A 26,005-nucleotide genomic window follows, 5' to 3' on the forward strand; every position below is an offset into this window, starting at 1 on the left:
ATTCTTTTTCTGTTTTGCTCATAGCTATACCTGCCTCTCGAATTTCAACGAATCAATTCAGCACACCAACTATCTCTTTCCCTATAAAGCAATTATACCATGTTGCAGGCTTTTTGCCTAAATCTATAAAGGACAAAATAAAAAACAGGAGATTATTTCGCCTTTTCGGCTGATAATTCCGGGAGTTTGACAGTTGAATAATAGAAAAAGTACTTGCAGGCCGCATAAAACCTGCATTTTTTGTGTCAATTTTTCTGTTTTTATATATTGTATTTTATTGCAATGTGTTGTAAAATATATAAAAGGGGGTATTTTTTCTATGAGAGTTGTAACCTCGAAATCCAAGAACGCTGAATCTTTTTATATTTCAAAAGGCTATGTTAATGACAAAGGAGTCAGTACTTCTGTTATCGTCAGGAAACTGGGAACTCTAAAAGAACTTTTACCAGAACACGGTCCGACACGAGATGATGTAATGGCCTGGGCAAGAGAACAAGCACGCATAGAAACTTTAAAGTATAAACAGGAAAAAGAAGAAAAACAGATAAAACTCACTTTTCATGCAGACCGCTTGCTGGATTATCATAAACAAACCTTTTTCCGTGGAGGATACCTTTTCCTGCAGTCCATCTATTATCAGATGCAGATGAATAAGATCTGTCGGAAATTGAAACAAAGATATAAATTTAAATATGACATCAACGCGATCCTTTCTGACTTGATCTATGCAAGGATACTGGATCCATGCAGCAAGCGTTCTTCCTATAAAGCTGCATCGGAGTTCTTAGAAAAACCTTCCTATGAACTTCATGATGTATACCGCGCCCTGGATGTTCTCGGTGCTGAATGCGACCTGATCCAGGCAGAAGTCTATAAAAACAGCCATTTCATGGGGAAAAGGAATGATAAGATCCTTTATTATGACTGCTCGAATTATTATTTCGAGATTGAACAGGAAGATGGCAGCAAAAAGTACGGGAAAAGCAAAGAACACAGACCGAATCCGATCATTCAAATGGGGCTTTTCATGGACGGGGATGGGATTCCTCTTGCGTTTTCTCTCTTCCCGGGAAATGCAAACGAACAGACATCCTTGAAGCCGTTAGAAAAGAAAGTTCTTGGGGATTTCGGATGCCAGAAATTTATTTACTGCAGCGATGCCGGACTGGGTTCAGAATCCATCCGGGAATACAACCATATGGGAGAGCGGGCTTATATCGTAACCCAGTCGATCAAAAAGCTGAAGAAAGAAGAAAAAGAGTGGGCGCTGGACCCGCAGGGATTTAAACGGGTCTCCGATGACAAGCCTGTCGATATCACGAAACTGCCGGAAGATGACAAAGGGCTTTATTACAAGGACGAACCGTATACCACAAAAAAGCTGCACCAGCGTTTAATCATAACTTATTCCCCAAAGTATGCCCTGTATCAGAAATCCATCCGTAACAAACAGGTGGAGCGGGCACAAAAAATGCTGGATTCGGGGAAAACAAAAAAGAACCGGAAGAACCCGAATGACCCGGCACGTTTCATTGGAAAGATGGCTGTTACAAAAGATGGGGAGGCTGCGGATATCAAACAGTATCTGGATGAGGATAAGATTGCAGAAGAGGCGCAGTATGATGGGCTTTATGCAGTATGCACGGATCTTTTAGATGATGAGGTCGATGATATCTTAAAAGTAAGTGAAGGCAGATGGAAGATCGAAGAATGCTTCCGGATCATGAAAACGGATTTTACTGCAAGACCGGTTTATTTAAGGGATGAAAACAGGATCAAAGCCCATTTCCTGATCTGTTTTCTTGGATTAACCGTCTACCGTTACCTTGAGAAAAAACTGGATTTAAAATACACCTGCGAAGAATTGCTGGACACACTGAAAGCAATGAACTTTGCCGGGATACAAGAGCAGGGCTTCATCCCTCTGTATCGTCGGGAAAGTATCACGGATGCTCTTCATGAAGCCTGCGGTTTCCGGACGGACTATCAATTCATAACCAAAAGTAAAATGAGAACAATCCAGAAAAAAAGTAAAGGGAAGGAATAAATTACTATAGTTCGAAACAACAGCAAAAATCGCTGTAGCCCAGTAAGCACAAGGGATACAGCGATTTTTTCTTCCGTCAACTGTCAAAGACAGGATTATAGTGTGCCACTTCACTGTTTGGTGCCTGGGCTTTTTCATCAATAACTACCAATTCTTTTTCTGTTTTGCTCATAGCTATACCTGCCTCTCGAATTTCAACGAATCAATTCAGCACACCAACTATCTCTTTCCCTATAAAGCAATTATACCATGTTGCAGGCTTTTTGCCTCCCTAAATCTACAAAGGACAAAGTAAAAAGCAGGAGATTATTTCGCCTTTTCGGCTGATAATTCCTGCTTTTAAAACCCGTTCCCGAGGTGATTCGAACACCCGACCTACCGCTTAGGAGGCGGTCGCTCTATCCTGCTGAGCTACGGAAACATAATTGTCACAACACCCCTGATTATACCATATCCCGGGGGTGTTGTGAAGCTTTTATGAAAAATTAATTTTACCCTGGAGCCAGATATTCGTGCGGAACCTTCTTCCCACTGCCGGTTCTCCCAGTATATTGGCTTTCGGAATGCAGACATCAAAAATCATTTCATTGACATCCAGTGTGAGAATCATGATTTTTTCCCTTGTCACCTCATTGATAACCAGATCCATATCCAGGATTTCACCCATGATTGAATACAGGTCACATTCTACGCCGTACGGCATAAAATACGTGTCTATAATACTGAAAATATCCTCTGTAACCACTCTTTTGGACACTTTCTGGTACGTATCCATATCTTTGAGTGTCAGTGTCTCTATTGCCTCGGAATCGCCTTTTCTGGCGGCGCTTACAAGCATCATCCTGTCCCGGAACTGTTCTCTTTGTTCCTTTTTGTCCTTTTCATTTTTTGTGACAGGGAACAGAACAGTACCATCATATGCAAGTCCCGCGAGCGTCACGGATGTTTTCTTTTTGCTGAGATTTCCAGACTGAAGTTCTCTTACATACTCCATCGGATTCTGAAGATAAAACATCAGGGAAATGTCCACTCTGGCATCCTCGCAGATGCCTATATAAGCCTCTTTGTCAATCTTTTTCTCTACAATAACATCCGCGTATGTGGTGATTCCTTTTCCTTGAAATACAGGCACGCTGTATTCTTTTTCAAAGTTTTCGTCCAGATCCATTACACCGTACATGGCCAGTTCCAGACGCTCTCCAAGAATCTTTCGGAATTCACAGTAATCGGTATCTTCATCCAGTATCATTCTTTCATGGGAGGTGAATTCTCTGCGGACTTCCTCTTCCACTTTTCTCATCATGGATCCGGAGATATCACCTCCGAACCCGATTGCTTTTGAATATTTATGCATTATCTGATTTCCTTCATTCCACCCATGTAAGGCTGAAGCGCTTCCGGAATCTTCACAGAGCCATCTGCCTGAAGATTGTTTTCCAGAAATGCGATCAGCATTCTTGGCGGCGCTACTACTGTGTTATTGAGTGTATGTGCAAAATATTTCTTTCCGTCCTGTCCTTTTACACGGATTCCAAGACGTCTTGCCTGAGCGTCTCCAAGGTTGGAGCAGCTTCCTACTTCAAAATATTTTTTCTGTCTTGGAGACCATGCTTCCACATCGCAGGACTTCACTTTCAGATCCGCAAGATCTCCGGAGCAGCATTCCAGTGTACGTACCGGGATATCCAGAGTGCGGAAGAAATCTACTGTGTTTTTCCACATTTTTTCATACCATTCCATACTGTCTTCCGGTTTACATACAACAATCATTTCCTGCTTTTCAAACTGATGTATTCTGTATACACCACGCTCTTCAATTCCGTGTGCCCCTTTTTCTTTTCTGAAGCATGGAGAATAACTGGTCAGTGTTCTCGGAAGTGTCTCCTCCGGAAGCATGGAATCAATGAATTTTCCAATCATGGAGTGTTCACTTGTTCCGATCAGGTACAGATCTTCTCCTTCAATCTTATACATCATTGCATCCATTTCTGCGAAGCTCATTACTCCGGTCACGACATTGCTGCGTATCATAAACGGCGGTACACAGTAAGTAAATCCGCGGTTAATCATAAAATCTCTTGCATAAGAGATTACCGCTGAGTGAAGCCTTGCAATGTCCCCCATCAGGTAATAGAAACCGTTTCCTGCCACTTTTCCGGCGCTTTCCAGATCGATTCCATTGAATTTTTCCATGATTTCTGTATGATATGGGATCTCATAGTCCGGAACAACCGGCTCTCCGAAGCGTTCCAGCTCTACATTTTCGCTGTCATCTTTCCCGATTGGTACAGACGGATCAATGATATTCGGAATCACCATCATGATCTTTTTGATTTTCTCTTCTACTTCCTTTTCTTCTGCAGAAAGTTCAGCTGTTCTTCCGGCATTTGCCTCCACCTGTTTTTTCAGTTCTTCCGCTTCTTCTTTCTTTCCCTGAGCCATGCAGGCACCGATTTGTTTTGAAATTTTGTTCTTATCTGCTCGCAGCGCTTCTACTTCCTGTTTGATTTCACGGTTTCTCTTGTCAAGTTCCAGTACTTCATCTACCAGCGGCAGTTTCTCATCCTGAAATTTCTTTTTGATATTTTCTTTTACTACATCCGGGTTACTTCTGACAAACTTAATATCTAACATTTTAAACTCTTCCTTCCTTATTCTATTCCTGCCAGTTCCTCTGAATCACCATACATAGCCTGTTCCAGTGATTCCGCCTCTTCCTCGGCAAGTTCTGTGTGACATTCTCCGTTCACAATTTCTTTTATATAAATGTAACATCCTTCTCTGCTGTGCATGGCATTTAAGATCCAGCCATTGTCTTCTCCATCCAGTATCGTAAACGCAAAGCTCAATTTCCCGCCCATTTCATTAAAAGCATCGTACTGCACCAGTCCCGTTTTCTGAATACTTCCACTGATTTTTTCTTTTAATGACCGCAGTTCCATCTGATTCTGTCCGGAAAGTTCTTCAATCCTCTCCATTTCTTCCAGGTGACGCCGGATATTATCTTCCAGCGTCTTCCCGTCGCTTCCTCGCATAAACCGGGAATAGCTTCTTTTCAGTCGATTATACTTCATGTTGAGACTCACAAGAAAAGCTCCCAGTATAATCAGAATCAGAAACATGACAATCAGAATATATGCCGGATCAATACCTATCGATTCCAGAATTTTACTCTGCATCTTATCTGACTTCCTCTCTAATACTCATGATCATCTCAAACAGTCTTTCCAGTTCTTCGTCAGAATAATACTCTATTTCTATTTTTCCTTTGCCATTTGCCTTTCTGTTGACGCTGACTTTCGTTCCCATGATTCCTTTCATTTTTTCCTCCAGATCATGGTAAATAAAATCATTTTCCTTTTTTACTTTCTTTTTCTCCGGTTTTGGTTTATTCCATTCACGGATCAGCTTTTCTGTCTCTCTTACACTCAGTTTTTCATCAAAAACCTGAGTTGCAGCCGCATATTGTTCTTCCTTATCTTCCAAAGCAAGAAGTGCCCTTGCATGTCCACTTGAAATCATATCGTCAATCAGCATCTGCTGTACTCTTTCATCCAGCTTCAGGAGACGGATCGAATTCGTTACTGCTGTTCTGCTCTTTCCAACACGCTCCGCGATTTCATCCTGCTTCATGGAAAACTCTTCCATCAGTCTTTTATATGCCTGTGCTTCTTCTACTGGATTCAGGTTTTCTCTCTGAATATTTTCTATCAGAGCAATCTCAACGACTTCCTGTTTTGAATATTCTCTTATAATCACTGGCACTTCCTTGACTCCGGCCAGCTTAGCTGCCCTCCATCTCCGTTCTCCGGCGATAATTTCATAATATCCATCCTTTTTCTGTACAAGAAGCGGCTGCAGCACTCCAAACTGCTTGATCGACTCTGCAAGTTCCAGAAGGGAATCTTCCTCAAAATTTCTTCTCGGCTGTTCTCTGTTTGGTTCAATCATATTGATTTTCACCAGTTTTTCTCCAGTTGATACCGCTTCTTCTGTTTTTTCCTTTGCAGGCGTACTCTTTTTGGCCGAACGGTTATCCGGGATCAGACTGTCCAGTCCCTTTCCAAGTCCTTTTCCTAATCCACTTCTTTTCGCTGTCATTCTTCTTCTCCTTTATGAATCACTTCATCTGCCAATAGCATATAACTCTCTGCTCCGGTTGACTTTGGATCATACAGATTAATCGGCATACCATAGCTTGGCGCCTCAGCAAGTCTGATATTTCTCGGAATGATGGTCTTGTAGATCGTCTGTTCCAGGTTATCTTTTACATTTTCCACTACCTGAAGTGAAAGATTTGTTCTCGCATCATACATTGTGAACACGACGCCTTCCATCTTCAGATTCTCATTCAATCTTTCCTGTACAAGTTCAATTGTGTGGATCAGCTGGCTTAATCCCTCCAGAGCATAGTATTCACACTGAATCGGGACCAGTACACTGTCAGCTGTCGTCATCGCATTGATTGTCAACATATTCAAAGACGGAGGGCAGTCGATAATCACATAATCATAATTTTCTCTTATCTTTGCCACCTCATCTCTGAGGATATATTCTTTGTTTTCTACTCCAATCATTTCGATTTCAGCGGCCGACAAATCAATATTTGTAGGAAGCACGTCCAGATTTTCAATCACTTCTTTGCACAGAACCTCTTCAATTCCTGCTTTTCCAATGATCAGATCATAGACTGTATTTTCTACCTGATCTTTCTCTACCCCCAGCCCGCTGGTCATATTTCCCTGCGGGTCCATGTCAATCGCCAATACTTTCTGTCCTTTTGCCGCCAGACACGAGGATAAATTAATAGCTGTTGTCGTCTTGCCGACGCCGCCTTTCTGATTGGCAACCGCAATTATTCTACCCATTTATACTTCACCTTTCTTTCATAAGCCTTATTATAACATTTTTTATTTCTATAATCTATATAATGTTTCATGTGAAACATGAAAAATTCGTAACGATTCAGCTATGTGGTTCAGATTTCGGTGAAATATTCCACGTGAAACAAAAAAATTTTGTATTCATTCAGCTCCATAACTCAAATTTCAGCAGAATGTTTCACGTGGAACATCAAGAAACTCGTGTCAATTCAGCTGTGCAGCTCCGATTTCGGCAAAAATGTTTCACGTGGAACATTTTTGAACAAAACCAGGTCTTTGTCTTCAAACTAAAATTGTCCCTCAAACACATGATGTTTCACGTGAAACATTTTCTTTTTGCACCAAACCACTGCGCCTTGAATTCTCGATGAGCAATAACCAAAACAAGAATCGTGTCGAAAATTTCATACATTCACTTCTTTTCTTGCTCTATCCAATGTAGTATAATATATCATAAGAATAACTATGAAAGTTGGCCGAATTTATGAAGAAAAAAATAAGATCTTTTGTTATCCTGACTGCCTTATGTGCAGCTACAATACATATTATAAACAGAACGATTCATCATCTCTCTACACTGCATAATCTGCTTCACAAAGAGAATGAATCTGATTATGAATGGCGTTTTGGGAAGATTCATTATAGAAAATGCGGCACTGGGAAGCCTTTGCTGCTGCTCCACGATCTTGCTCCGGCAAGCTCATCTATAGAGTGGTCTCACATTGTTCCTTTACTTTCCAGGGAGCATACTGTTTATACGGTAGATCTTCTCGGATGTGGTCAGTCAGATAAGCCAAACCTGACCTATACCAATTTTCTGTATGTACAGATGATTTCCGATTTTATCAAACATGTAGTCCATGAACCTGTAGATGTCATCGCCACTGGTGCTTCTGCTCCTCTTGTAGCAATGACAGCAACCTCCAGCCAGGAACTAATTGATAAAATGATCTTCGTTAATCCGCAGAGCCTGCATGAGTTGGCTAAAATACCTTCCAAGCGCAGCAAATTATTATATCACTTTATCAATATGCCACTGCTTGGCACTTTCCTTTATAATATCTTGTTCTGCCGGAGACGGATTGCCGCAAAATCGGAAGAAGCATTCTTTGATCCTGCTCAGATCGATGAGCTTATGGTCAATACCTATTATGAGTCTGCTCATCTGGATCATATGCATTCCAGATACCTGTTTGCAAGCATCCGCGGAAACTATACGAATGTGAACCTTGCACCATTCCTTTCAAGGATCACACACAGTATCTTTATTATTACCGGTGCTGAGAATCCTCTCTTTAATGAGAACGCATCCCAGTATCAAAAATACCTTCCGTCAATCGAAATTGTCTCCATGGGAGAGACAAAAGCCTATCCTCACATTGAAAAACCGGAAGAATTTTGCGAACAGGTTGAGATCCTTCTTGATCCAAAATAACAAAAAAAATGAGTGTTTCACGTGAAACACTCATTTTTTTTATTACTGTAATGGCTCTTTTGCAGGCAGGCCTGCTTTTCTCGGATATCTCTTTGCCGTAGATTTGATTTTCTTAATTTTAATGAATGAACGGCCAATCTCGGTTCCCTGCAGCTTGAACTTATACACTTCTTCGATTGTTCCTCCAAGAATTTTTGCCGCATTGCGTGCCTGTTCTACTTCTTCATCCACTTCTTCCGACTTATACGGTACAAAATAGCCGCCAACTTTTACATAAGGAAGGCAATATTCCGATAAAGTGGCCAGATTTGCCACTGCGCGCGATACACAAAGGTCAAACTTTTCTCTATAATCCGCCTTTTTAGCGAAATCTTCTGCTCTTCCATGGATCGTTTCAATTCCGTTAAGTCCCAGCTTTGCAATTACCTCATTCAGAAAACGGATTCTTTTATTTAATGAATCCAGCAACACAACTTTGATCTCCGGAAAGACGATTTTAAGCGGAATTCCCGGAAATCCGGCTCCGGTCCCCACATCGATCAATGATGATACCTTTGTCATATCACAGCTTTTGACAATCGAAAGGCTGTCCAGGAAATGCTTTTCATTCACTTCCTCATATTCTGTAATTCCGGTGAGATTCATTACCTTGTTCCATTCCACCAGAATATCATAATACTGATCAAACTGTTCGTACTGTCTGTCCGTCAGGGAAAGACCGATCTCTTTTAATCTTGCTTCAAACACCTTATCCACTCTTCTTCTCCTTTCCCGTTAAGCCCGTCTCATGGACTCCAGATAGACCAGCAGTACGGAAATATCTGCCGGTGAAACCCCGGATATTCTGGATGCCTGTCCAATGGATACCGGACGCTGCGCGCTCAGCTTCTGCACTGCCTCAATCCGAAGGCTTTTCACATCGTTATAATCAATATCCTCCGGTATTTTCTTTTTCTCCATCTTCTTGAACTGTTCCACCTGCCGCATCTGCCGCTTGATATATCCGTCATATTTAATATTAATATCAACCTGCTCTGCCACTTCTTCCGGGATCTGCGGCCTGTTTTCATCAATTGGAGCCAGAATATTGTAATGAAGCTCCGGTCTCCGGATCAGATCCGCAATGGTTGCTCCGGAATTCAGCGGAGTACTTCCATACTGTATTAACAGATTCTGTACTTTTTCACTCGTTCCTACATTTACATGTTCTACTCGTTCTATCTCAGATGTAATCATTTTTTCCTTTTCCAGGAGATTTTCATACCGTTCTTCTGAAACCAGCCCGATTTCATATCCAATCTTCGTCAGTCTCTGGTCCGCATTATCCTGGCGAAGCAGGAGGCGGTATTCTGCCCTGGATGTCATCATTCTGTATGGTTCATGGCTCTCTTTTGTAACCAGATCATCGATGAGAACGCCGATATAAGCCTGGGAACGGTCCAGAATGAGCTGTTCCCTGCCAAGGATCTTCTGCGCCGCATTGATGCCCGCTACAAGTCCCTGTGCCGCAGCCTCCTCATATCCGGAGCTTCCGTTAAACTGTCCGGCACTGTAGAGCCCTTCCACCTTCCGAAATTCCAGCGTCGGATAAAGCTGTCTTGCATCGATACAGTCATACTCAATCGCATAGGCATTTCTCACAATCTTCGCATGCTCCAGCCCCGGTACAGAACGGTACATCTCATACTGTACATCCTCCGGGAGGGAACTGGACATTCCGCCGATATACATCTCATTCGTATATTCTCCCTCCGGTTCGATGAATACCTGATGCCTGTTTTTATCTGCGAATTTTACGACCTTGTCTTCGATAGACGGACAATACCTCGGTCCGGTTCCCTCGATCGCGCCGGAAAACAGAGGGGATCTGTCCAGATTATTCCGGATGATTTCATGGGTTTTTTCATTCGTATACGTCAGCCAGCAGGAAATCTGCTCTCTCTGCACCGATTCCGGATCTGTTGTAAAGGAAAACGGTGTAATTCTTTCGTCTCCCTTCTGCTCTTCCATCTTGGAAAAATCAATCGATCTGCGGTCGATTCTCGCCGGAGTTCCTGTCTTAAAACGGTACATTGATACACCAAGCTTCTTCATGCAGTCAGACAGGTATGTGGACGCCTGAAGGCCGTTTGGGCCGGTTTCTATGCTGACATCACCATAAATACACCTCGCCTTCAAATACGTCCCTGTACAGAGGATTACGGCCTTACAGCGGTATATGGCACCGGAGATGATCTGTACTCCGGTAACTTTCCCGTCTTCCACTAGAATATCCACCACTTCCGCCTGCTTTAAGTCCAGCCCCGGTTGGTTTTCCAGCACCATACGCATGGCCTTGCTGTACTCCTGTTTATCCGCCTGCGCTCTCAATGAATGAACCGCAGGCCCTTTGGAACGATTCAGCATTTTTGACTGAATAAATGTGCGGTCGATGACCTTTCCCATCTCTCCGCCGAGAGCATCCACCTCTTTTACCAGATGCCCCTTTGATGTTCCGCCGATATTCGGATTACACGGCATCATCGCCACGCTTTCCATGCTGACCGTAAAGACAATCGTCCTCATCCCAAGTCTTGCCGCCGCCAGGGCCGCCTCACAGCCCGCATGTCCGGCGCCGATTACGGCAACATCGTACACGTCTTTATTTTCCCATACAGAATTTACTGAATATTTCATTAACCAGATCCTCTCCTATCGTTTCTCCCGTAATACTTCCAAGTGCTTCGTATGCATCCATCAGATCAATCGTATAAAAATCCTCCGGCATGCCGTCTTCGATACTTCGTTTTACCTGTTTCAGGCTTGTAAAGGCCTGTTCCAGAGCCTCTTTCTGTCTCACATTCGTAATATAGACTTCATCATTAAAAGCAATCTCGCCCCGGAAAAACATCTCCTTTACGGTCTGTTCCAGTTCGTAGATTCCCTCTTCTTCCTTTGCTGAAATCTCAATCATCGGCTTATCCAGATGTTCCTGGATCATTTCTTTTGTCACCTTTGTCTCAAGATCCGACTTATTCAACAGAACAATCACGTTCTTATCCTGGATCATCTCCATGATCTCAAAATCATTTTCATCCAGATTTCGCGATGAGTCAACTACAAAAATAATCAAATCCGCATCTTCCGCCTGATTTTTCGCCCGGTCGACGCCGATTTTTTCCACCACATCTTCTGTCTTTCGGATTCCGGCCGTATCCATAATATTCAGGCTGACTCCGTTTAACTGGATGTGCTCTTCCAGAATATCCCTTGTCGTCCCCTCAATCTCCGTCACAATGGCCCGCTCTTCTCCTACCAGCGCATTCAGAAGAGAGGACTTCCCTGCATTTGGCTTTCCTACGATCACCGTCCGGATTCCTTCCTGCATCATCCTGCCGTTATCCGCAGTATCGATCAGTTTTTTCAGTTCTTTCAACAATTCCTCTACTTTTTCCACAAGGGTATCTCCGTATCCGTCCAGAGAAATATGCTCCGGATCATCCAGGGCAGACTCAATGTAGGCTGTATGATACAGAATTTCTTCCCTCATGGCGCTGATTTTGCGTTGTACGCTTCCTTTCAACTGACTGACTGAATTCTTCAGGGCATACTCATTTTGGGAATGAATGACGTCTATGACCGCCTCTGCCTGCGACAGATCCATCCTTCCATTCAGGAAAGCCCTCTTTGTAAATTCACCCGGTTCAGCAGCTCTGGCGCCGTTTTTCAGTACGGTTTCCAGTATTTTTCTGACGACAAAGACTCCCCCGTGGCAGTCGATTTCCACGGTATCTTCTCCTGTATAGCTGTGCGGTCCTCTCATAAGCATCACCAGCACTTCATCTATCGTATTTTCCCCGTCCTTGATCCACCCATAATGTACGGTATGAGATGGCTGCGAGGAAAGTGTTTTCTTCCCTTTATAAATCCTGTCTGCAATTTCAAATGCATCCGGTCCGCTGATCCTTACAATTCCGATTCCGGAATCCGACATGGCTGTCGAGATCGCTGCGATTGTCTCCGTTACTTTCATCATGTCTGCACCCTCTCTTGTTCCTGCATATTCTGCACTGGAAATATTTTCCTGTTCAAAAAACAAAAAGGGCAGATTCTCCTGTTGTCATGGAAATCAGCCCTTTTTCTATCTTTACTTATTTCTGATTAAGGTTACTACGACTCTTCTGTAAGGCTCTTCTCCTTCACTGTGTGTCGTCACATAACGGTCTGCCTGAAGAGCAGAATGAATAATTCTTCTTTCGTATGGATTCATCGGTTCCAGAGCAACCGGTTTCTTCGTTCTCTTTACCTTGTAGGCAATGTTTTTCGCAAGATTTTCGAGAGTTTCTTTTCTTCTTCTTCTGTAGTCTTCTGTATCCAGCTTCACTCTCACATATCCATCCTGTGTCTTGTTTGCTACTCTGTTTGTAAGATACTGAAGAGAATCCAGTGTCTGACCTCTCTTACCGATCAGGATTCCCATATTCTTTCCATCCATCACGATTTCGAGGGCGCCCTCTTCATCAATACGGGATGAAATTTTAACTTCCATATCCATTGCGTGAAGCACGTCTGTGAGGAATTTCTCACATGCTGCAATTGTCTCATCCTGCACTTTTGCGAGCTTTTTACTCTCCTGAACCGGCTTTGTTTCTTTTACTTCTTTCACTTCAGCCGCTTCTTTTTCTCTTTTTTCTTTCCGCTCTTTCTTTTCTCTGCGCGGTTTTTTCTCTTTTACCTCGGATTTCATCTCCGGTTTTACTGCTTTTTCTTCGCCTTTTACCTCAGAGATGACCTCCTGGATTTCTTCTTTAAGCTCTTCTAATTCATCTTCTTTTTCTACTGTTTTCTTTTTCCATGCACGGATGACAGCCTGTTTGCTTCCGATTCCAAGAAAACCGCTGCTTCCTTTTTCAATTACATCGTATTCCAGCATATCACTTGTAACACCAAGCTGGATCAGGGCTTCTGTAATTGCATCATCCACTGTTTTTGCTGATACTGTAATTTCACCCATCCTGATAACCTCTTTCTTCATCTCTTACTTCTTTTGACTGTCTTTATGATTACTTTCATTATACTGTCTTACCAGATTTGCTTTCGCTGCGAGGCTTCCTGATTTTGCGTTTTTGCTCTTCTCAGCCGCTCTTTGTAAGGCTTCTTCTCTTTCTTTTTCTGTCATCTTTTTCTGTTTTGGCTCTTCAATGCTTCTTGCGTGAACCTGAGCCATCTCAGAAAGTTTCTGTGCGTTTGTGCCCTTCTTTTCTCTCTTTTTCGCCGCTTTTTTCTGATTCTTCTCAATCAGTTCTTCAATCGATATCCTGGAAAGATATTTATTAATAGCAAGCTGCTGAATCATACGTACTACTGCACTGGCGATCCAGTAAAGTCCGATACCGGAAGGGAATGTAAAACACATTACCACTGAAAATAACGGCATGATCTTCATCGTTGCATTCATGGAATTTACCATGGAATTGTCACTGCTGTCATTTTCTGTCGGCGCTGCCGTCGGTGAAAGTTTCATACTGATATACTGTGTCAATCCCGAAATAATCGGAATAGACAGAGCCAGGATTGCCGCTATAACAGCTCCTGTTTGAATCGAATTCATGAAAATATTCAGTGGAGTTTCCGCAATATTGATTCCGAGGAAAGAATTCAAATGTGTCAGACTATCCTGAGTAGAACGGATCAGCGACTCCAGATCCGGCAGTTTGTCGGCCAGAGTATCCCAGCTGCTTTCCTGAAATTTGTAAAGCGCATCCACCATAACGTTGGGCTGGCTGAATTTATATCTGGACGGATCCATTGCAATCGCATTCGTCTTACCAAGCGCCTCCATTGCCGCCTGTCCGCCTTCGGTGGACAAAAGCTGATTTACGAGCGGCATGTAAACTTCTTTGATTCCGTCTACATAAGCCGGGATATTACGGATTACATAAAACAGACCCCACAGAATCGGCAGCTGGATCAAAAGCTGCGAACAGCCTCCCATCATGGAAGTTCCGTATTTCTCATAGACCATCTTGGTTTCTTCCTGCATCTTCATCATCGATGCCTGGTCTTTTTTGTTCTTATATTTGTTCTGAATCCTTCTAAGCTCCGGATTCATTACAACAGTCAGTTTTGACGCCTTTTGCTGTTTGTACGTCAATGGAAGAAGCAGTGTATAGATAATGATTGTAAAAATAATGATACAAAGACCAATATTTTCAATATGGAATACATTACTAAGCACACTGAAAATTCCGTTCATCAGATGCCCCAGAAGCCAGGAAATCTGGCCGACGATCGGAGCCGATGACTGTGTCAATAATAAACCTTCCATCAGTTCTCCTCCATATTCAGGTATTATTTAATTACGGTACCGGATCGTATCCTCCCCGGTGGAACGGATTACATCTGAGTATTCTCCAGACCGTAAGAAGTCCTCCCTTTAAGGCTCCGTACTTCTCGATTGCCTCCAGTCCGTACTCCGAACAGGTCGGCGTATAAATACAGTGCTGTGTCGGCAGCTTGTACTTTGATAAATGCTTTCTGTAAAAACGAATTACTGCAAGCAACAGTTTTTTCATCGTTTCATCTCCATTTCATTTCCCTTATCCGAAGAATCCTGCTGTGTGTCCTGTAAATATATATGATGAAGTTTTCCGAGATGGACCACTGCACTTTCTATTTCCTGATAGCTTTTGTCCTTTGCCGAAGCCCGTGCAATGATAATTATGTCATATCCACGCCGGAAATGCTCTTCCTGCAGTCGATAACTTTCTCTCAATAGCCGTGTAACCCTGTGACGGACTACACTGTTCCCTACCTTTTTGCTGACTGAAAGTCCCAGTCTGTTGCCCGAGGTACCATTCTCTCTGACATACATGACAAGATATCTGTTTGCATAGGATTTTCCTTTTTTATAGGTCAGCTGAAAATCCCTGTTCTTTTTCAATGATTCTGAAAACTGCATTGCCGTATGCTCCTGATATGTTCTACGGTACGCAGATTATCCGCCTTTTCTTCATTCTGTATAGAAGAAAAGGCCACATATATGCGGCCTACGCTGATAATCTTTTTCTTCCTTTTGCTCTTCTGGCTGCGAGAACTTTTCTTCCGCCTGCCGTGCTCATTCTTGCTCTGAATCCATGAACTTTCGCTCTGGAACGTTTCTTTGGCTGAAATGTCATTTTCATTACTTTCCACCTCCTTAACCTGAAACTTATATATATAAATATAAGTACATTAATATCGTTCTTTGCTAAAAGACACCACGTCTGATTATAGTCAAAAACCCCCTGCAAGTCAAGTAATTCCGTGATTTTTTTACGTTTTTTCACAAGGATCCACAGTTATACAGCTCCTTTCCACAGGACCGGGACAATTTTATCTGCTCCGGAATGCTTTACACGCTGATTTCCACATGTTTTCAACATTTTGTGGATAATTTTGTGATTTTGTGTGGAAAACATGTTGGATTCTGCTAAATTCGTCATTTTTTTTCCGGTTTCATGCGGTTTTCCACTGTTCAAAATCTTATCCACATCGATTTTACATTGCACTTGAAATCTTTTTGTTGTAATATATAAGGGAGTGAATCTATTTATTTCACGAGATCGCAGCGAAAATCCGGCCCGTTTTTTTGTGTCGGGTGTTTTTTGCTGTGCTTTTCAGTCATGTCCTGATCAGACGTCTCTGACAGGCGGACAGTACTAAAACAATAAGATTAGGAGTCATCAAAATGGACATCGTAACAGAAAAATGGAATGAAATAATTGAAAATTTAAGACTTGAGCATAGTCTTTCCGACGTTTCATTTAAAACATGGATTCTTCCATTAAAAGTCTATGATGTAATTGAAAATACCGTCTATATTCTCGTGACGTTAGATGGGACCGGTGATTATATCGATTACATAGAGAAAAAATACCTCCTTCCATTTAAAGTTTCGATCGCTGAAATTACCGGAATCGAGTATGATGTCAAATTTATTCCGGATAACCCGAGCGAACTGGAAAAGGTAGAAGAAATAGCAAATGCTCACAAGAAAAAAGCAGCGGCACACACAAAGAAAAACGACAATCTTCTTATGATAGAGCGTGCAAACTTAAACCCGCGCTATACATTTGATACCTTTGTCGTCGGCAAAAACAACAATTTCGCCCATGCCGCATCCCTTGCAGTTGCAGAATCACCGGGTGAAGTATACAATCCTTTATTCCTCTACGGAGGTGTAGGACTTGGGAAAACCCATCTGATGCATTCGATTGCTCATTTTATTCTGGAAAAAGATCCGAAGAAAAAGGTTCTCTACGTGACAAGTGAGGCCTTTACCAATGAGCTGATCGAATCCCTCAGAAGCGGTAAAACAGGAAACGAACTTCCGATGACTGCTTTTCGTGATAAATACAGAAATGTCGATGTGCTCCTGATTGACGATATCCAGTTTATTATAGGAAAGGAGAGTACCCAGGAAGAGTTTTTCCACACATTCAATCACCTGCATGTGGCCGGAAAACAGATCATCATTTCCTCGGACAAACCTCCTAAGGATATCGAAACACTGGAGGCACGGCTTCGTACCCGGTTTGAGTGGGGACTCATCGCTGATATTTCGGCTCCGGATTACGAGACCCGAATGGCAATTCTGAAGAAAAAAATCGAATCCGATCAGCTGGAACGCTACCATATTCCGGAAGATGTTCTGCAGTTTATTGCGACTAACATCAAATCCAACATCCGGGAGCTGGAAGGTTCTCTTAACAAACTGATCGCACTGTATAAATTAAAGAACGAAGAGATCAATATTTCACTTGCAGCCGAGGCTTTAAAAGATCTGATCTCGCCGGATGAAAACCGGAAGATCACGCCGGAACTGATCATCGAAACAGTTTCCGAACATTTCGGGATCTCTGTAGCGGACTTAAAGAGCGCAAGCCGCGACGCAAAGACAACAAGCGCACGTCATATTGCCATGTATCTTTGCCGTTCCATGACAGACACCCCTCTGAAAATGATCGGATCCTTACTTGGCGGAAGAGACCACTCGACTGTGAAACATGGTGTGGATAAAGTGTCGAAAGATATGGAAAACAATGATTCTCTGAAAAATACACTCAGTATCATTCAAAAGAAAATCAGTCCGCTTTGATGGTTTTCCTGCATTCATCCTCATGAAATCCAAGCCCGTTCAACGAAGATTTCCATCCCGGAATCCACGAACTGGCGCGGGTTTGCACAGGTTATGCACATATCCACACATCCTAAGGCGGCGAATGCGGATATCTTATATATAAAAATTTATCTGGCTCAGCGAAAGGAGTTATACACATGAAAATTATCTGCACAAAATCCAATCTGGCAAAAGGTGTGGGAATCGTCTCCAAAGCAGTTCCTTCTAAAACAACAATGCCGATTCTGGAATGTATTTTGATTGATGCGACAAACGATATAATCAAACTGACAGCAAATGATATGGAACTTGGAATCGAAACAATTATCGAAGGTGAAATTGTACAGCCTGGTATGATTGCTCTGGATGCAAAAATCTTTTCTGAAATTGTCAGAAAGCTCCCGGATAGTGAAATCGTTATCACAACGGATGAAAATGAACAAACATTAATTATCTGTGAGAAAGCGAAATTTCAGATTGCCGGAAAATCCGGAAGTGATTTCGCCTACCTTCCATATATTGAAAAGAACGAATCCATTCTGGTATCACAATATACATTAAAAGAAGTGATCCGCCAGACAATCTTTTCTATTGCTGATACAGAGAGCAACAAGCTGATGACCGGCGAGCTGTTTGAAGTAGAAGATAACATTCTGAAAGTAGTTTCACTGGACGGTCACAGAATCTCCATCCGGAAGATTGAGCTGAAAGACAACTATGACCATAAAAAAGTTGTCGTTCCAGGAAAGACACTCACAGAAATCAGCAAGATTTTATCCGGCGATGCCGAGAGCGAAGTACAGATTTACTTTGCAGAAAATCATATTGTATTTGAATTTGATCAGACTGTCGTCGTATCCCGTCTGATCGAGGGAGAGTATTTCCGCATTGAGCAGATGCTCTCAAGCGATTATGAGACGAAGGTACACATTAATAAAAAAGAACTGTTAAACTGTATTGACCGTGCAACGCTTCTTGTAAAAGAAGGAGACAAGCGTCCGATCATCATTCAGATCGGCGACGAAACAATGGAGCTGAAGATCCAGTCACAGCTTGGATCCATGGATGAGGAGATTTTTATCACAAAAGAAGGAAAGGATCTTCTGATCGGATTCAATCCGAAATTCCTGATCGACGCCCTGAGAGTGATCGATGATGAGGAAGTCGCTTTGTACTTTATGAATGCGAAGGCTCCATGCTTTATCAAGGATGAGAAGGAAAGTTATGTATATCTGATCCTTCCGGTCAACTTTAACGCAATCTAAAGGAAAGAGGTTACCAGATGGAGACAATTACACTTCGGGATGAATTTATCAAGCTTGGACAGGCTCTGAAAGCTGCCGGACTTTGTGAATCCGGGGTAGAGGCGAAAGAAGTCATCCAGGACGGCCTTGTGAAGGTCAATGGAAGTGTCGACACAAGACGCGGAAGAAAGCTGTATGACGGGGACGTCGTATCCTTCGACGGACAGGAAATCAAAATACAGAAATAGCGGACAGGTGCGGCATGATCATCCAGTCATTGAAATTAAAAAATTTTAGAAACTATGAACTTTTAAATCTTGAATTTCATCCTGTCACAAATATTTTTCACGGGGATAATGCCCAGGGAAAGACGAATATTCTTGAGGCGGTCTACCTTGCGGGCACGACGAAGTCGCACCGCGGAACAAAGGACAGGGATATGATTTCGTTTGGAAAAGAGGAATCCCATATTGAGGTCGAGGTTCTGAAAAATGGGGTTCCTTTTCGAATCGATATCCATCTGAAAAAAAACAGCCCGAAGGGGGCGGCCATCAACCGGATGCCGGTGAAACGTGCAAGCGAACTGTTCGGGATCATTAATCTGGTGTTTTTTTCACCGGAGGATCTGAATATTATCAAGGATGGTCCGGCTCAGAGGAGACGGTTCATGGATCTGGAGCTCTCCCAGCTCGATAAGATCTATCTGAACAACCTGGCGGACTATAACCGGGTGGTCAACCAGAGGAACCGACTGTTAAAAGAGATGGCATTTCAGGATAATTTAAGAGATACGCTGGACATCTGGGATCTGCAGCTCATCCGGTACGGGGAGCTGGTCATGGAAGGAAGGCGGAAGTTTATCCGGGAGATCAATGAGATCGTCGGAGAGATACATGAAAAGCTGACCGGGGGAAAGGAACGGCTTGTCATGGAGTACGAACCGTCCACAGGGGAGATGTCCCTTGAGGAGGCGGTGAAAAAGAACCGGGAGCGGGATATCCGGATGAAGAGTACCTCTGCGGGTCCACACCGGGATGATATCTGCTTTCGGATCCATGATATGGACATCCGGAAGTTCGGTTCTCAGGGACAGCAGCGTACAGCGGCACTTTCCCTGAAGCTTGCGGAGATTGAGATCGTAAAGCGGGTGATTCATGACACACCGGTTTTACTTTTGGACGATGTGTTGTCTGAACTTGATAAACACAGGCAAAACTATTTATTAGACAGCATACACGATATTCAGACTCTGATCACCTGTACCGGTGTGGAAGAGTTCGTGAATCATCGTTTTTCAATCAATAAAGTGTTCCTTGTCCAGAATGGACATGTAACAAATGAAAATTAATAGGAGGATCAGTATGAGCGCAGAATATGGTGGAGATCAAATCCAGATCTTGGAAGGGTTGGAGGCGGTCCGCAAAAGACCAGGAATGTATATCGGCAGCACTTCTGCAAGAGGACTTCACCACCTTGTGTACGAAATCGTGGACAATGCGGTGGATGAGGCGCTTGCGGGATTTTGTGATACGATCGAAGTGACGGTCAACGCGGATAATTCCGTGACAGTCATTGACAACGGAAGAGGCATTCCAACCGGCATCAACCATAAATCCGGGCTTCCTGCCGTGGAAGTCGTATTTACGGTACTTCATGCCGGCGGAAAATTCGGAGGCGGAGGATACAAGGTATCCGGCGGTCTTCACGGAGTAGGGGCATCCGTTGTCAATGCGCTTTCAGACTGGCTTGTAGTAGAAGTATGGAGAGACGGCAAAATTCATGAACAGCGTTATGAGAGAGGCAAGGTCGTCACTCCGCTGACTGTAATCGGGGAATGTGACCCTGATAAAACCGGAACGAAAGTCACTTTCCTTCCGGACGAGACGATTTTTGAGGAGACAGTGTTTGATTACGGAGTGTTAAGACAGCGTCTCCGTGAAATGGCATTCCTTACAAAAAATCTGAAGATCACATTAAAAGACGACAGAGAGGAAAAACGGGAGGAGTCCTTCCACTATGAAGGAGGAATCCGCGAATTTGTAAGCTATTTAAACCGAAGCGTGCAGCCTCTTTATGAGCAGATTATCTACTGTGAGGGCACAAGAGATGATGTGTATGTGGAGGTTGCAATGCAGCATAACGATTCCTACACAGAGAGTACATACGGGTTTGTCAATAATATTACAACACCGGAAGGTGGTACTCATATTGTGGGATTCCGTAATGCTCTGACAAAGACGTTCAACGCTTATGCAAAGAAGAATAAACTGATCAAGGAAAATGAGCAGAGCTTGAGCGGTGAAGATATCAGGGAAGGACTGACTGCCATTGTCAGTGTTAAACTTCCGGAGCCTCAGTTTGAGGGACAGACAAAGCAGAAGCTTGGAAACAGCGAGGCAAGAGGAGCGGTCGACAGTATCGTAAGCTCCCAGCTTGAGATTTTCCTGGAGCAGAATCCGGCTGTGGCAAAGACAATTATTGAGAAGTCTGTGATGGCACAAAGAGCGAGAGAGGCAGCGAGAAAAGCGCGTGATCTGACAAGAAGAAAGTCGGCGCTGGAAGGCATGTCTCTGCCTGGAAAGCTTGCGGACTGTTCCGACAAGGATCCGAAAAACTGTGAAATCTACATTGTAGAGGGAGACTCCGCCGGCGGTTCCGCAAAGACGGCGAGAGACCGTACGACCCAGGCGATTCTGCCGCTTCGTGGTAAGATTCTGAATGTGGAGAAGGCACGACTGGACAAGATTTACGCAAACGCGGAGATCAAGGCTATGATTACAGCTTTCGGAACCGGAATCCATGAAGATTTTGATATCAGCAAGCTACGGTATGACAAGATTATCATCATGACCGATGCGGATGTGGACGGGGCACATATCAGTACCCTGCTTCTGACATTCCTTTACCGGTTTATGCCGGATCTGATCAAAGAAGGACATGTATACCTTGCAAAACCGCCGCTTTACAAACTTGAGAAAAATAAAAAAGTCTGGTATGCGTACAGCGATGAGGAGCTTGCATCCATTCTCGCGGAAGTGGGACGTGACCAGAATAACAAGATCCAGAGATACAAAGGACTTGGTGAGATGGATGCAGATCAGCTCTGGGAGACGACGATGGATCCGGAACAGAGAATTCTGATCCGTGTGACGATGGATGAAGAGACATCCTCGGAACTGGATCTGACATTTACGACTCTGATGGGAGACAAGGTCGAACCGAGACGTGAGTTCATCGAGGAAAATGCGAAATACGTGAAGAATCTGGATGTATAAGGGAAGGGAGATAAGCAATGGAAGATACTATCTTTGATAAGATCGAGGAAATCGATCTTGAGAAAAAAATGAAAGAGTCGTATATCGACTATGCCATGAGCGTTATCGCTTCCCGTGCGCTTCCGGATGTAAGGGACGGTCTGAAGCCGGTACAGAGAAGAATCCTGTATTCGATGATCGAGCTGAACAACGGTCCGGACAAGCCGCACCGTAAATGTGCGCGTATCGTCGGTGATACGATGGGTAAATATCATCCGCACGGTGACAGTTCCATCTATGGAGCCCTGGTTAATATGGCACAGGACTGGTCCACACGTTATCCGCTTGTAGACGGCCATGGAAACTTTGGATCCGTGGACGGGGACGGCGCGGCAGCCATGCGTTATACAGAGGCAAGACTCAGTAAAATTTCCATGGAACTGACTGCGGATATCAATAAAAATACCGTAGACTTTGAGCCGAACTTTGACGAGACGGAAAAGGAACCGGTTGTACTTCCGGCGAGATTTCCGAATCTTCTCGTAAACGGAACCTCCGGTATCGCGGTCGGAATGGCGACAAATATTCCGCCGCACAACTTAAAAGAAGTCATTGGTGCGGTAGTCAGGATCATCGATGACCAGATGGAGAATAAAGAGACGACCATCGAAGACATTATGAAGATTGTAAAAGGACCGGACTTCCCGACCGGAGCGACGATCCTCGGAACAAGAGGAATCAACGAGGCGTACCGCACCGGAAGAGGAAAGATTGTTGTCCGGGCCGTAACTAATATTGAGGCCATGGCAAACGGCAAGAGCCGGATCATTGTGACAGAGCTCCCGTACATGGTCAATAAAGCAAGACTCATTGCCAAGATTGCGGATCTGGTGAAAGAAAAGAGAATCGACGGTATCGTTGACTTAAGCGACCAGTCCAGCCGGGAAGGTATGAGAATCTGTATTGAGCTGAGACGTGACGCCAACGCAAACGTCATCTTAAACCAGCTCTACAAGCACACCCAGCTCCAGGATACGTTTGGAGTCATCATGCTGGCACTCGTGAACGGGGAGCCGAAGATCATGAATCTTCTGGATATGCTCGGACATTACCTGAAACATCAGGAAGAAGTAATTACGAGAAGAACCCAGTATGAGTTAAACAAGGCAGAAGAGCGTGCCCATATTTTACAGGGACTGCTCATTGCCCTTGACAATATTGACGAAGTCATCAAGATTATCCGTGGTTCCCAGACCGTACAGCTTGCAAAGACGGAATTGATGGAACGCTTCCAGCTCTCTGACGCACAGGCACAGGCAATCGTAGACATGCGTCTGCGTGCTCTGACCGGACTGGAAAGAGAGAAGCTGGAAAAAGAATTTGAAGAACTGATGAAACGGATCGGGGAGTTGAAAGCAATTTTGGCAGACAGAAACCTGCTTCTTGGAGTCATCAAAGAAGAGATCCTTGCGATCAGCGAAAAATACGGAGACGAGAGACGGACACAGATCGGATTCGATGTGTACGACATCTCTACAGAAGATCTCATTCCGAGAGAGGACGTTGTGATCACCATGACAAAGCTTGGATATATCAAGCGGATGACAACGGATAACTTCAAGAGCCAGAACCGTGGAGGCCGCGGTATCAAAGGAATGCAGACACTGGATGAGGACTACGTGGAAGAGCTCTTTATGTGCTCAACCCATCACTATATTATGTTCTTCACCAATACAGGAAGAGTCTACCGTCTGAAAGGATATGAAATTCCGGAGGCGGGAAGGACCGCAAGAGGAACGGCGATCATCAATCTGCTTCAGCTTCAGCCGGAGGAGAAGATCACCGCAGTCATCCCGATCAAGGAGTATGAAGAAGGACAGTATCTGTTCATGGCAACCAAGAAGGGTCTTGTCAAGAAGACTCCGATCATGGACTACGCAAATGTCAGAAAGACAGGACTGGCAGCCATCACACTCAGAGAAGACGACGAACTGATCGAGGTTAAGACGACAGACGATACGAAGGACATTCTGCTTGTAACAAAATACGGACAGTGTATTCGTTTCCACGAAACAGATGTCCGGCCGACAGGAAGAACATCCATGGGAGTACGTGGAATGAATCTTGGTGATCAGGATGAAGTTATCGGAATGCAGCTTGATATCCAGGGAGAATATCTCCTGATTGTATCGGAAAAAGGTATGGGAAAACTGACCGCTATGGAAGAATTCACACCACAGAACCGAGGCGGAAAAGGAATCAAATGCTACAAGATCATTGAAAAGACAGGAAATGTCGTAGGTGTGAAAGCCGTCGATGAGGACGATGAGATCATGATTATCAATACCGAAGGCATTATCATCCGGACCGAGTGCTCCGGCATCTCAAAACTGGGACGGATTACATCCGGCGTCAAACTCATCAACCTGGACGATAACGTCAGCGTGGCAAGCATCGCAAAAGTCAGAAAGACGGAAGATGACGGGGACGAAGAGGAAGAAAGCCAGGAAGAGAACGAAGAAGTGACAGAAGAATAAAGAAGTAATCGCGCCCCTATTTTGTGCACGGTTACATAGAAAACAGGAAGATGTTCTCAGATCGAGAATGTCTTCCTGTTTTTTTATCTGCTATAAAGCCGGTTTTTGTAAATGAAATACAGTACAGCTCCAACAACCGCCGTCACAAGCTCGGTAGCCGGGAAGGACATCCAGACACCTGTCATGTCCCAGAGGTTTGCAAAGAGAAAGGCAATCGGGATAATCAGGATCAGCCCCCGCAGGAGAGAGATGATCTGTGCCGGAAGTGCCTTCTCGACGGAAGTAAAGTACATCGAAAGGATGATATTGAATCCCGCAAACACAAGGGAGGTAAAATATAACTTCAGTCCGGTTATTGCAATCTCCTGCAGCTTTGCGTTGTGTTCGCTGTTAAATGCAGATGCGATCGGATCCGCAAATACAAAGAGGATCAGGTACATCACTGCGGACAGGATCACCATGGAAATCATGGCGTAGCGCAGAAACTGCCGGATGCCGTCCGTCTTTTTCCGGCCGTAGGAATGGCTGACAAGCGGCTGGATTCCCTGGGCGATTCCGGTATAGAAAGAAAGAACCACGAGGGAAATATTGGCGATGACTCCGTAGGCAGCTACTCCTGTATTGCCTTCCAGGCCCAGAATCAGCATATTAAATATAATCATGACAATCGCGGCGCTGATCTGGGACAGCAGGGAAGGAAATCCAAGGGAAATATTGGTACGGATGGAATCTGCATCCGGAACCAGTTTCCGGAAATGGAATCCTCTTTTCTTTCCAAGCCAGTGCGGGGACATGATAGTGAGTCCGACAACCGGAGAAAATCCGGTGGCAAGAACCGCACCAAGCATTCCCATATTGCAAGGGAAGATAAAAATATAGTCAAATACGACATTGAACAGACTTCCGCATACGGTTGCAATCATGGAAAGTCTTGGATTGCCGTCGTTTCTTACGAAACAGAGAATGATATCATTAAAAATAAAGGCCGGTGAAAACAGCATCATCACACGTAGATACGTATTTGTCATTTCGAAGGTATTCTGATTGGCACCAAGGAGTCTTGCCAGGGAACCGGAGAAAAACAGCCCTCCGAGCATAAAAATTATTGAGAAAAAGATCCCCAGATATACGGTATTCGTAAAAATCGTATCGGCACCCTTCTGATTATTCTGGCTTTTCAGAATGGAAAAACGGGTAGCGCCTCCCATTCCGAGCATCAGTCCGGTTCCATGAATAAAATCATAGGTCGGAATGGCAAGATTCAGGGCTGCAAGACCATTTGTCCCCAGTCCCTGGGCCACAAAAAAGGTATCAGCAAGAATATAGCAGGAAATGGCAATCATACCCATAATGCTGAAAAAGGAATACCTGATAAAATCCTGAAATGGTGTATTTTTCGTCATAAAACCCTCCTGTTATTTCGGACTTCCACGCCGGAAAAGACAAAAAGAAAAGCGCTGACATTT

The 26,005-nt window shown here is 43.9% G+C and carries 22 protein-coding genes and 1 tRNA gene; 8 read left to right on the forward strand and 15 right to left on the reverse strand.

Annotated features, from left to right (window positions below; genetic code table 11):
• The first annotated feature begins 319 nt into the window (after positions 1–319).
• A complete protein-coding gene (locus B5G11_RS14795; RefSeq protein WP_087255189.1) occupies positions 320–2,047 on the forward strand; it encodes an IS1634 family transposase in 1,728 nt (575 codons plus the stop codon).
• A gap of 347 nt (positions 2,048–2,394) precedes the next feature.
• Here B5G11_RS14795 and B5G11_RS14800 read toward each other — a convergent pair.
• The 6 genes from B5G11_RS14800 to B5G11_RS14825 all read right to left on the reverse strand — a co-directional run bounded on the left by B5G11_RS14800 (position 2,395) and on the right by B5G11_RS14825 (position 6,915).
• Positions 2,395–2,468, reverse strand: a tRNA-Arg gene (locus tag B5G11_RS14800).
• 54 nt (positions 2,469–2,522) lie between these two features.
• Positions 2,523–3,401, reverse strand: a complete 879-nt coding sequence (locus B5G11_RS14805) for a DUF3881 family protein (RefSeq protein ID WP_087166523.1) — start codon at positions 3,399–3,401, stop codon at positions 2,523–2,525.
• Entirely contained in the window at positions 3,401–4,681 is a 1,281-nt protein-coding gene (gene serS / locus B5G11_RS14810) for a serine--tRNA ligase (protein ID WP_087255192.1), read from the reverse strand. Before serS ends, B5G11_RS14805 begins: the two co-directional genes overlap by 1 nt.
• A gap of 17 nt (positions 4,682–4,698) precedes the next feature.
• Positions 4,699–5,226: a DUF4446 family protein gene (locus tag B5G11_RS14815; RefSeq protein WP_087166521.1), complete on the reverse strand. Its 528-nt coding sequence runs from the start codon at positions 5,224–5,226 to the stop codon at positions 4,699–4,701.
• A gap of 1 nt (position 5,227) precedes the next feature.
• Positions 5,228–6,148 carry a ParB/RepB/Spo0J family partition protein gene (locus B5G11_RS14820; protein WP_087255195.1) on the reverse strand — a complete coding sequence of 307 codons (921 nt, stop codon included), beginning with the start codon at positions 6,146–6,148 and terminating at the stop codon, positions 5,228–5,230.
• Positions 6,145–6,915, reverse strand: coding sequence for an AAA family ATPase (locus B5G11_RS14825; RefSeq protein WP_087166519.1), 771 nt, complete (start codon positions 6,913–6,915; stop codon positions 6,145–6,147). Before B5G11_RS14825 ends, B5G11_RS14820 begins: the two co-directional genes overlap by 4 nt.
• A gap of 499 nt (positions 6,916–7,414) precedes the next feature.
• Between B5G11_RS14825 and B5G11_RS14830 the strand changes: the two genes are divergently transcribed.
• Positions 7,415–8,365 carry an alpha/beta fold hydrolase gene (locus B5G11_RS14830; RefSeq protein ID WP_087255198.1) on the forward strand — a complete coding sequence of 317 codons (951 nt, stop codon included), beginning with the start codon at positions 7,415–7,417 and terminating at the stop codon, positions 8,363–8,365.
• Between the two features lie 42 nt (positions 8,366–8,407).
• On the opposite strand, the gene rsmG is transcribed toward B5G11_RS14830, so the two are convergent.
• The 8 genes from rsmG to rpmH form a co-directional block, all read right to left on the reverse strand.
• Entirely contained in the window at positions 8,408–9,121 is a 714-nt protein-coding gene (gene rsmG / locus B5G11_RS14835; protein ID WP_087255201.1) for a 16S rRNA (guanine(527)-N(7))-methyltransferase RsmG, read from the reverse strand.
• An 18-nt stretch (positions 9,122–9,139) separates the two neighbouring features.
• Complete coding sequence (mnmG, locus tag B5G11_RS14840; RefSeq protein ID WP_087255204.1) at positions 9,140–11,041, reverse strand: tRNA uridine-5-carboxymethylaminomethyl(34) synthesis enzyme MnmG; 1,902 nt, start codon at positions 11,039–11,041, stop codon at positions 9,140–9,142.
• Positions 11,007–12,377 carry a tRNA uridine-5-carboxymethylaminomethyl(34) synthesis GTPase MnmE gene (gene mnmE / locus B5G11_RS14845; protein ID WP_087255259.1) on the reverse strand — a complete coding sequence of 457 codons (1,371 nt, stop codon included), beginning with the start codon at positions 12,375–12,377 and terminating at the stop codon, positions 11,007–11,009. The genes mnmG and mnmE overlap by 35 nt, the downstream gene beginning before the upstream one ends.
• Positions 12,378–12,491: 114 nt before the next feature.
• Entirely contained in the window at positions 12,492–13,358 is an 867-nt protein-coding gene (gene jag / locus B5G11_RS14850; protein ID WP_087166907.1) for an RNA-binding cell elongation regulator Jag/EloR, read from the reverse strand.
• 24 nt (positions 13,359–13,382) lie between these two features.
• The gene (locus B5G11_RS14855) at positions 13,383–14,672 is read right to left on the reverse strand and encodes a YidC/Oxa1 family membrane protein insertase (RefSeq protein WP_087166515.1); all 1,290 of its coding nucleotides are present in this window, start codon (positions 14,670–14,672) and stop codon (positions 13,383–13,385) included.
• 31 nt (positions 14,673–14,703) lie between these two features.
• The gene (gene yidD, locus B5G11_RS14860; RefSeq protein ID WP_087166514.1) at positions 14,704–14,919 is read right to left on the reverse strand and encodes a membrane protein insertion efficiency factor YidD; all 216 of its coding nucleotides are present in this window, start codon (positions 14,917–14,919) and stop codon (positions 14,704–14,706) included.
• Positions 14,916–15,305 (reverse strand): ribonuclease P protein component, encoded by a 390-nt coding sequence (gene rnpA / locus B5G11_RS14865; protein ID WP_087166513.1) that lies wholly within the window; start codon positions 15,303–15,305, stop codon positions 14,916–14,918. Before rnpA ends, yidD begins: the two co-directional genes overlap by 4 nt.
• Positions 15,306–15,393: 88 nt before the next feature.
• Complete coding sequence (rpmH, locus tag B5G11_RS14870; protein ID WP_024733939.1) at positions 15,394–15,528, reverse strand: 50S ribosomal protein L34; 135 nt, start codon at positions 15,526–15,528, stop codon at positions 15,394–15,396.
• A 545-nt stretch (positions 15,529–16,073) separates the two neighbouring features.
• Between rpmH and dnaA the strand changes: the two genes are divergently transcribed.
• The 6 genes from dnaA (at position 16,074) to gyrA (ending at position 24,539) form a co-directional block, all read left to right on the forward strand.
• Entirely contained in the window at positions 16,074–17,483 is a 1,410-nt protein-coding gene (gene dnaA / locus B5G11_RS14880) for a chromosomal replication initiator protein DnaA (protein WP_087255210.1), read from the forward strand.
• A gap of 179 nt (positions 17,484–17,662) precedes the next feature.
• A complete protein-coding gene (gene dnaN, locus B5G11_RS14885; RefSeq protein WP_087255213.1) occupies positions 17,663–18,769 on the forward strand; it encodes a DNA polymerase III subunit beta in 1,107 nt (368 codons plus the stop codon).
• 17 nt (positions 18,770–18,786) lie between these two features.
• Positions 18,787–18,996: an RNA-binding S4 domain-containing protein gene (locus B5G11_RS14890; protein ID WP_087166509.1), complete on the forward strand. Its 210-nt coding sequence runs from the start codon at positions 18,787–18,789 to the stop codon at positions 18,994–18,996.
• Between the two features lie 14 nt (positions 18,997–19,010).
• Positions 19,011–20,096 carry a DNA replication/repair protein RecF gene (gene recF, locus B5G11_RS14895; RefSeq protein WP_087166508.1) on the forward strand — a complete coding sequence of 362 codons (1,086 nt, stop codon included), beginning with the start codon at positions 19,011–19,013 and terminating at the stop codon, positions 20,094–20,096.
• 13 nt (positions 20,097–20,109) lie between these two features.
• Complete coding sequence (gyrB, locus tag B5G11_RS14900) at positions 20,110–22,023, forward strand: DNA topoisomerase (ATP-hydrolyzing) subunit B (RefSeq protein WP_087255216.1); 1,914 nt, start codon at positions 20,110–20,112, stop codon at positions 22,021–22,023.
• Between the two features lie 17 nt (positions 22,024–22,040).
• Positions 22,041–24,539, forward strand: a complete 2,499-nt coding sequence (gyrA, locus tag B5G11_RS14905; protein ID WP_087255219.1) for a DNA gyrase subunit A — start codon at positions 22,041–22,043, stop codon at positions 24,537–24,539.
• Positions 24,540–24,622: 83 nt separating this feature from the next.
• Here the strand turns inward: gyrA and B5G11_RS14910 are convergent, their stop codons facing one another.
• The gene (locus B5G11_RS14910; protein WP_087255222.1) at positions 24,623–25,942 is read right to left on the reverse strand and encodes an MATE family efflux transporter; all 1,320 of its coding nucleotides are present in this window, start codon (positions 25,940–25,942) and stop codon (positions 24,623–24,625) included.
• Between the last annotated feature and the right edge of the window lie 63 nt (positions 25,943–26,005).

The organism is Drancourtella sp. An57 (assembly GCF_002161525.1).
GTDB classification, from domain to species: domain Bacteria; phylum Bacillota; class Clostridia; order Lachnospirales; family Lachnospiraceae; genus Sellimonas; species Sellimonas catena.

Bases quoted from the DNA above. Each gene is read 5' to 3' on its own strand.
- recF (WP_087166508.1), top strand. From the start codon at position 19,011: ATGATCATCCAGTCATTGAAATTAAAAAATTTTAGAAACTATGAACTT.
- jag (WP_087166907.1), bottom strand. From the start codon at position 13,358: ATGGGTGAAATTACAGTATCAGCAAAAACAGTGGATGATGCAATTACA.
- serS (WP_087255192.1), bottom strand. From the start codon at position 4,681: ATGTTAGATATTAAGTTTGTCAGAAGTAACCCGGATGTAGTAAAAGAA.
- B5G11_RS14795 (WP_087255189.1), top strand. From the start codon at position 320: ATGAGAGTTGTAACCTCGAAATCCAAGAACGCTGAATCTTTTTATATT.
- B5G11_RS14890 (WP_087166509.1), top strand. From the start codon at position 18,787: ATGGAGACAATTACACTTCGGGATGAATTTATCAAGCTTGGACAGGCT.
- gyrB (WP_087255216.1), top strand. From the start codon at position 20,110: ATGAGCGCAGAATATGGTGGAGATCAAATCCAGATCTTGGAAGGGTTG.
- B5G11_RS14820 (WP_087255195.1), bottom strand. From the start codon at position 6,148: ATGACAGCGAAAAGAAGTGGATTAGGAAAAGGACTTGGAAAGGGACTG.
- mnmG (WP_087255204.1), bottom strand. From the start codon at position 11,041: ATGAAATATTCAGTAAATTCTGTATGGGAAAATAAAGACGTGTACGAT.
- B5G11_RS14805 (WP_087166523.1), bottom strand. From the start codon at position 3,401: ATGCATAAATATTCAAAAGCAATCGGGTTCGGAGGTGATATCTCCGGA.
- B5G11_RS14855 (WP_087166515.1), bottom strand. From the start codon at position 14,672: ATGGAAGGTTTATTATTGACACAGTCATCGGCTCCGATCGTCGGCCAG.
- gyrA (WP_087255219.1), top strand. From the start codon at position 22,041: ATGGAAGATACTATCTTTGATAAGATCGAGGAAATCGATCTTGAGAAA.
- B5G11_RS14825 (WP_087166519.1), bottom strand. From the start codon at position 6,915: ATGGGTAGAATAATTGCGGTTGCCAATCAGAAAGGCGGCGTCGGCAAG.
- B5G11_RS14830 (WP_087255198.1), top strand. From the start codon at position 7,415: ATGAAGAAAAAAATAAGATCTTTTGTTATCCTGACTGCCTTATGTGCA.
- rnpA (WP_087166513.1), bottom strand. From the start codon at position 15,305: ATGCAGTTTTCAGAATCATTGAAAAAGAACAGGGATTTTCAGCTGACC.
- mnmE (WP_087255259.1), bottom strand. From the start codon at position 12,377: ATGAAAGTAACGGAGACAATCGCAGCGATCTCGACAGCCATGTCGGAT.
- yidD (WP_087166514.1), bottom strand. From the start codon at position 14,919: ATGAAAAAACTGTTGCTTGCAGTAATTCGTTTTTACAGAAAGCATTTA.
- B5G11_RS14910 (WP_087255222.1), bottom strand. From the start codon at position 25,942: ATGACGAAAAATACACCATTTCAGGATTTTATCAGGTATTCCTTTTTC.
- B5G11_RS14815 (WP_087166521.1), bottom strand. From the start codon at position 5,226: ATGCAGAGTAAAATTCTGGAATCGATAGGTATTGATCCGGCATATATT.
- rpmH (WP_024733939.1), bottom strand. From the start codon at position 15,528: ATGAAAATGACATTTCAGCCAAAGAAACGTTCCAGAGCGAAAGTTCAT.
- dnaN (WP_087255213.1), top strand. From the start codon at position 17,663: ATGAAAATTATCTGCACAAAATCCAATCTGGCAAAAGGTGTGGGAATC.
- dnaA (WP_087255210.1), top strand. From the start codon at position 16,074: ATGGACATCGTAACAGAAAAATGGAATGAAATAATTGAAAATTTAAGA.